Raw genomic sequence first — 6,987 nt, 5'->3', positions numbered from 1 at the left:
CGCTCCCCCACCCGACCGCCCATAGAATACTGCCGTTGGGTGGTCGGGTGGGGGAGCGGGCCGGTGCCGCCTCGAAAATCGCTCTTTCGCGATTTTTCAAACAGTCGCTCAGTCGCGCTCCAGCTTCCACGCGGCGTCGAGATAGTCCTCCGCCGCGCGCCGCAATGCCGGCGCCTTCTCGAACGCCTCGGCCGGCAGCGGCGCGATCCCCAGCCCGTCCATCAGCGTCCAGAGCGCGAATTTCCGGCCCGCATCGCGCTCGACGCCGAAATCAACCGCCAGCTTTTCCTTGCCCAGCGTCAAGGCGTCCTCGGTGATCGCGTCCAGATCGTCGGTACCGAAATAGTGGCGGATCAGGGTTTCGAGATTCATCGACGGGGCCCGACTTCGAGTGCCTGTGCGACCGTCATGGAACACGACCGCGCACATGTCGTTGAGCGATTATCGAAAGAACAAGGGGAGAGCGAGATGCTCTGGACGATCGTCGTAATTCTTCTGGTCCTGTGGTTGCTCGGCTTCAGCATGAGCATCGGCGGCGGGATCATTCATCTGCTGCTGGTGGTCGCGCTGGTGATCGGACTGATCCAGCTCTTCACCGGCCGCCGCGTCGTATAGCACACCCGGTCGCCCGCCCCGCCGCGCGGGACGGGCGCAAGGATCGGCCCGACCTGCCGCCCCGCGCCTCGGCACGGGGTGGCCGGTTACTTGGCCAGCTTCTCGATCTTGTCCTGAAGCTGCGCGAGCTGGGCCTTGAGCGCGGCGACATCGTCGGCGCTCTCGGACGGCGCAGCGGGTGCGGCGGTCGCGGGCGAAGCAGGCGCACCGCCTACGCCCTCACCCGGCTTGAACGCGCTCGCCGCGGCTTCGAACATCGCCATGTTGCGCTTGGCCATCTCGGCGAAGGGCGAGTTGGCGAAGGCGCCCTCGACCGCCGACTTGAACTGCTCCTGGTTGCGCCGGAAGCTGTCCATCGACGCCTCGAGATAGCCCGGCACCATCGCCTGCATCGAGTCGCCATAAAGCGCGATCAGTTGGCGCAGGAAGTTCACCGGCAGCATCGTCTGGCCGCGCGCTTCCTCCTCCATGATGATCTGGGTCAGGACATTATGGGTGATGTCGTCTTCGGTCTTGGCATCGACAACCTTGAAATCCCGCCCCTCGCGCGTCATCGCAGCGAGATGGTCGAGCGTGATGTAGGAAGAGGTTTCCGTATTGTAGAGACGCCGATTGGCGTACTTCTTGATGATGACCGGGCCGTTGCCGTTCGCCGTCTTCTTCATCGTCGTGGAACCTCGCCCCTGTGAGTTACTCCCGTCTATCACCGATTCATTCCGCGGCGCAACACGGCCCTCGCCCCTTGCCCCTGTTCCTCGAGCTGTTGCGCAGCGAAACTGCAGCATCGCCCGAACGTCGCGCCGCAGCATTGGCGGGATTGACCGCCTATCAGTCGGCCCCCCGCCCTGCCGCGCGCCCGCCCCGCAAGCTGATCGCACAGGCAGGTAGGGCGCGGCTGCTCGACCTTGGCGGCCATGGCCAGCCGGTCGTATTCGTCCCCTCGCTGATCAACCCGCCCCGGGTACTGGACCTCGCCCGCGGAAATTCGCTGGCGCGCTGGATGGGGCGCCAGGGGGTGCGGTCGCTGCTCGTCGACTGGGGCACGCCAGGCCCGGTCGATCGCGACCAGGACATCGCGTTCCATATCGAGACGCTGTTGCTGCCGATGCTGCGCACGCTGCGCCGCCCGCCGATACTGGTCGGCTATTGCCTGGGCGGTACGATGGCGACCGCCGCCGCGTGCCTGACGCCCGTCGCCGGGCTCATCAGCATCGCCGCGCCATGGCATTTCGCCGGTTATGGCGATGCGCTCGAGTCGATGAGCGCCCTGTGGGACCAGGCACATCCGGTCTGCGAGCGGCTGGGGCTGGTGCCGATGGAGGTCCTGCAGTCGGGCTTCTGGCAACTCGATCCGCGCCGGACGATCGCCAAATATGAGCGGTTCGGTAAGATGAAGCCAGGCAGCGCGGAGGCACGCGCCTTCGTCGCGCTGGAGGACTGGGCGAATGCCGGGGCGCCGCTGACCTACGCGGCAGGGCGCCAGCTGTTCGACGACCTGCTGAGCGCCGACCTGCCCGGCCGCAGCCGCTGGTCGGTCGCCGGCATGGCGGTCGGCCCCGATCGTCTCGCCTGTCCCTCGATCGGCTTCGTATCGCTGACCGACCGGATCGTCCCGGCCGCGACCGCGGCTGAGTTCGATCGCAACGTATCGCTCGCGATGGGCCATGTCGGCATGATCGTCGGATCGCGCGCGCGGGCGGCGCTGTGGGAGCCGCTGCGCGACTGGATCCTCGACCCCGCCTGAAATGGATCGGCATATGCTGGATATCGATGCTGCAGCGCACTAGATAGCCCGGGAAACAACACCGGAGTCCGCTGAATGTCCGCATCCGATATCGTCATTGCCGCCGCCAAGCGTACGCCGGTGGGCAGCTTCCTCGGCGCCTTCGCCGCGACCCCGGCCCACGAGCTGGGCCGCGTCGCGATCGAGGCGGCGCTCGCCCAGGCCGGCGTCGCGGGTGAGGACGTTTCCGAAGTGATCATGGGCCAGGTGCTGACCGCCGGCCAGGGCCAGAACCCGGCGCGCCAGGCCTCGATGGCCGCCGGCGTGCCCAAGGAAGTCCCGGCCTGGGGCGTGCAGCAGGTCTGCGGATCGGGCCTTCGCGCGGTCGCGCTCGCCTATCAGGCGGTGCTGACCGGCGATGCGAAGATCGTCGTGGCCGGCGGCCAGGAGAGCATGTCGCTGAGCCCCCACGCCCAGTCGCTGCGCCCGGGCGCGAAGATGGGCGATGTCAGCCTGGTCGACACGATGATCAAGGATGGCCTGACCGACGTGTTCAACGGCTATCACATGGGCATCACCGCCGAGAATCTGGCCGAGCAATATCAGGTCACGCGCCCCGAGCAGGACGAATTTGCCGTCGCTTCGCAGAACAAGGCGGAGAAGGCGCGCGCCGAGGGCCGGTTCAAGGACGAGATCGCCGCGGTGACCATCAAGGGCCGCAAGGGCGACACGGTGGTGGACCAGGATGAATATATCCGCGCCGGCGCGACGATCGACAGCGTCGCCGGACTGCGCCCCGCATTCAAGAAGGACGGCACCGTGACCGCCGCCAATGCCTCGGGCCTGAACGACGGCGCGGCGGCGCTGGTGATCATGACGCGCGAGGAGGCCGAGAAGCGCGGCGCGCCCGTGCTGGCACGCATCGCCAGCTGGGCCTCGGCCGGCGTCGATCCCTCGATCATGGGCATCGGCCCGGTCCCCGCGACCAGGAAGGCGCTGGAAAAGGCGGGCTGGACCGTCGGCGACCTCGACCTGATCGAGGCGAACGAGGCGTTCGCGGCGCAGGCCCTGTCGGTCGGCAAGGAACTGGGCTGGGATGCCGACAAGGTGAACGTCAATGGCGGCGCGATCGCCATCGGTCACCCGATCGGCGCATCGGGCGCCCGCGTGCTGACCACGCTGATCTACGAGATGGAAAAGCGCGACGCCAAAAAGGGTCTCGCCACGCTCTGCATCGGCGGCGGCATGGGAATCGCCATGTGCGTCGAACGCTGAACTGAAACACTCCGTCGCGGGGGCCCATGACCCCCGCGACATATCCTTTCGCGGCAGCGCGGCAAATGCGAATATCGTTACACCGCGACTTAAATAGCCGTCAAAAATCCTCAGCTTAGCGGCTTCGGTGTCGCAATAGTGCAACACCAGATGCACAAATCCTACGCCGCACTGCGATGCGACTTGCATCAGCGGGCCAAGGTTGGCCACCATAGCCCCATCAGGCATTCAGCCTGTAAAAGGGGCACATTCATGAAACTTACCAAGCTGTTGGGCGCGACCGCGCTCGCAGGTAGCCTGCTTGTATTGCCGGGAGTGGCATTCGCGCAGGAAACTGATGATCAGACGGTCACGACGTCCGACGAGACTGCCGAATCGAACCAGGGTAGCGAAATTCTGGTCGTCGGTTCGCGCATCCGTCGCAGTAACCTGACCTCCGCCGATCCAGTCACGATTATCGGACGCGAAGAGACCACGCTCGCCGGCTTCAACTCGACTGCCGACGTCCTCCAAAGCGCTCAGGTCACCGGCGGCACCAGCCAGATCAACAACTCCTTCGGCGGCTTTGTGACTGCCGGCGGTCCGGGCGCGAACACGCTGTCGCTTCGCGGTTTCGGCCCAAGCCGCAGCCTGGTGCTCCTCAACGGCCGTCGTATCTCGCCTGCCGGGTCGCGTGGTCAGGTCGGCGCTGCCGATCTAACGTCGCTACCCAATTCGATCCTCGAGCGCATCGAAGTTCTGAACACGGGCGCCTCGTCGATCTATGGCTCGGATGCGATCGCGGGCGTCGTGAACCTGGTGACGCGCACGGACATCAACGGTGTCATCCTTGAGGCGCAGCACAACATCCCGGAAATCGGCGCGGGTACCAGCCAACGCTATTCGGCGGTGTTCGGCACGCGTCGCGATGGCTTCAAGATTGCGGGCTCGCTCGAATATCTGAAGCGCGACCGCGTCACCCTGGGCGATGTCGACTTCACCCGTTGCCAGCTCGGTCTGCGCGGCAGCGCTGCCAACAACACGCCCGGCTCGGCCGATCTGATCGACCCGGCGACCGGTCAGCCCAAGTGCTTCGGTGAGATCAGCGTCACCGGCGCAAGCGGCGTGACCGTCAACACGATCGGCACCCGCGATTATGCGCCCGGCACGGTCGCACTTGCCCCCGGCGTTCCTGTCGGTTTCGGCTCGCTGCCGAGCTCGGCGGGCTACGGCACGATCGCACAGCAGGTCTGCAACCGGTTCCGGCCGAATCCGGCGGTGACTACCGGCGCGCTTCCCGGGTTCGAATGCGTTGGCGGCGGTCTTCTGCCCGTCGGCCTTCGCGACACCCAGCCGCGCAACTTCTTCGAGAACGACCTGGTCTCGGGTGGTGAGGTCTTCAACGGCTTCCTGCAGGCAAGCGTGGAAATCGGCGCGCTCGGCGATGCCGAAGTCTATGTCGAACTCCTCGGCAATCGCCGCAAGTCCAAGCAGATCAGCGGCAGCCGTCAGCTGACGCTCGACTATCCGCAGGGCAGCCCGCTGTACAACGCCGCGCAGTTCCCCGGTTTCGTGCTTGGGCCGCAGCCCAACGGCACCACGGGCACGAACAATATCGGCGTTCGCGTCTTCTCCGAATATGGCACCAACGAAAACCGTCAGACGGCAGACTATGTCCGCGGCCTGGTCGGTCTGCGCGGCAACCTGTTCGGGGGCTGGCGCTATGACGGCTACGTCCTGCGCAGCTGGTCGGACGCACGCTACGAGGTCGATTCGGTTCTCGTCAGCAAGCTCGCTCAGAGCGTCGACGTCGTCGCGTCGGGTTCCGGCTTCGTCTGTCGCAACCCGCTGAACGGCTGCGTCGCGGCACCGGCCTTCTCGGCCGATGTCGTCGCCGGCGTCAATCGTCCGCAGGCATGGTTCGACTTCATCAGCGACACCGTGACCGGCGTCACCAAGTATCGCGAGACGATCGCCAACCTGACTCTCGACGGTCCGCTGTTCCGTCTGCCGGGCGGTGATGTCTCTGCCGCCGTCGGCGTCGAATACCGCACCGCGCGGATCGACGACACGCCGGGTCCGGACAGCGTCTCGAACAACCTGCTCGCACTGACGTCATCGTCGCCAACGCGCGGTTCGGATTCGGTCAAGGAAGCCTTCGCCGAAATCGAAGCGCCGATCCTTGCCGACATGCCGTTCTTCTACCGTCTGACGCTGAATGCGTCGGGCCGCTATACCGACTATAAGTCCTATGGGTCGCAGTGGACCTACAAGGTGGGCGGTCTCTATGCGCCGACCGAATGGCTCTCGTTCCGCGGCAGCTATGGCACGTCGTACCGCGCGCCAGCATTGTTCGAGCAGTTCCTGGGCGCCACCAGCGGCTTCCAGCAGGGCACGAACGATGTCTGCAACAACTACGGCACGCGTGACGCTACGTCGAACCGCTACATCAACTGCGCCTCGCTCGGCCTGCCGACCACGTTCAACGCAACGACCGGCATCCAGGTGAACCAGCAGGGCGGCGCGGCAACCGGTCTGTCGGCCGAAACCTCGCGCGCATACACCTTCGGCGGCGTGTTCGAGCCCAAGCTGGGCAGCTTCGGCCGCCTCTCGCTCGGTGTCGACTACTTCAACCTGCTCGTGAACAACGGCGTTTCGCAGCTGACGTTCTCGAATATCCTGTCGACCTGCTACGACAGCGCGCCGGCGGAATTCAACGCACGGGTCGACACCTGCGCGCTGATCACCCGCGGCACGACTGCCCCGTACGCGCTGACCGTGACCACCGGCTATGTGAACATCTCGAACGCCGCGGTCAGCGGCATCGACTTCACCGCCCGGTACTCGGTGCCGCTGCTGGACGGCAATTTCCGCCTGAATGCGCAGGTCACGAAGTTCGACGAGCGCTATAACCAGACGCTGCCGACCGATCCGATCCGCAACCTGATCGGCTCGGTGAACAATCCGGAATGGACCGGGACGTTCGAGGGCGCGTACACGCGGGATCGCTGGACCCTGCGTTACGGCGTCGAGTGGCTGGATGGCACCAATACCTCCGCGTTCCAGCTCGGCACGACCGACGCGGTTCGGGCGACCTATTACTTCCAGACGCCCGATTACTTCCTGCACTCCGCTTCGGTGCGCTACCAGGCCGATCATTTCGGCCTGATCCTGGGCGTGCGGAACCTGACCAACTCGAGCCTGCCCGAAATCTCGTCAGGCGCGTACAACCGCGTTGGCAATGTTCCGCTCTACAGCGGCTACGATTATCTCGGCCGGACGTTCTTCGTGAACGTGACGACTGCGTTCTGATTTCCGCTGCCCCTGCGTGCGGGGGCAACGGTTTCACAAACTGAAGGGCCGGCAGTCGCAAGACTGCCGGCCCTTTTCTTCTC

At 65.5% G+C, this 6,987-nt stretch carries 6 protein-coding genes; 4 read left to right on the top strand and 2 right to left on the bottom strand.

The annotated features are described in order from the left end of the window. Positions 1–108: 108 nt before the first annotated feature. The gene (locus TPR58_RS13670) at positions 109–372 is read right to left on the bottom strand and encodes a hypothetical protein (RefSeq protein WP_346247237.1); all 264 of its coding nucleotides are present in this window, start codon (positions 370–372) and stop codon (positions 109–111) included. Positions 373–468: 96 nt separating this feature from the next. Between TPR58_RS13670 and TPR58_RS13665 the strand changes: the two genes are divergently transcribed. Next, positions 469–615 carry a lmo0937 family membrane protein gene (locus TPR58_RS13665; protein ID WP_346247236.1) on the top strand — a complete coding sequence of 49 codons (147 nt, stop codon included), beginning with the start codon at positions 469–471 and terminating at the stop codon, positions 613–615. 86 nt (positions 616–701) lie between these two features. Here the strand turns inward: TPR58_RS13665 and phaR are convergent, their stop codons facing one another. Continuing rightward, a complete protein-coding gene (phaR, locus tag TPR58_RS13660) occupies positions 702–1,280 on the bottom strand; it encodes a polyhydroxyalkanoate synthesis repressor PhaR (RefSeq protein ID WP_346247235.1) in 579 nt (192 codons plus the stop codon). A gap of 77 nt (positions 1,281–1,357) precedes the next feature. Between phaR and TPR58_RS13655 the strand changes: the two genes are divergently transcribed. The 3 genes from TPR58_RS13655 to TPR58_RS13645 all read left to right on the top strand — a co-directional run bounded on the left by TPR58_RS13655 (position 1,358) and on the right by TPR58_RS13645 (position 6,904). Continuing rightward, the gene (locus tag TPR58_RS13655; RefSeq protein ID WP_346247234.1) at positions 1,358–2,359 is read left to right on the top strand and encodes an alpha/beta fold hydrolase; all 1,002 of its coding nucleotides are present in this window, start codon (positions 1,358–1,360) and stop codon (positions 2,357–2,359) included. 75 nt (positions 2,360–2,434) lie between these two features. Next, positions 2,435–3,613 (top strand): acetyl-CoA C-acetyltransferase, encoded by a 1,179-nt coding sequence (locus tag TPR58_RS13650; RefSeq protein ID WP_346247233.1) that lies wholly within the window; start codon positions 2,435–2,437, stop codon positions 3,611–3,613. Positions 3,614–3,865: 252 nt separating this feature from the next. After that, the gene (locus tag TPR58_RS13645; RefSeq protein WP_346247232.1) at positions 3,866–6,904 is read left to right on the top strand and encodes a TonB-dependent receptor domain-containing protein; all 3,039 of its coding nucleotides are present in this window, start codon (positions 3,866–3,868) and stop codon (positions 6,902–6,904) included. The last annotated feature ends 83 nt before the right edge of the window (positions 6,905–6,987 follow it).

It is taken from the genome of Sphingomonas rustica, from assembly GCF_039652585.1.
Taxonomy (GTDB): Bacteria; Pseudomonadota; Alphaproteobacteria; order Sphingomonadales; family Sphingomonadaceae; genus Sphingomonas; species Sphingomonas rustica.
Note: the sequence above shows the minus strand (reverse complement) of the source record. Positions and strands in the feature narration are given on the sequence as shown.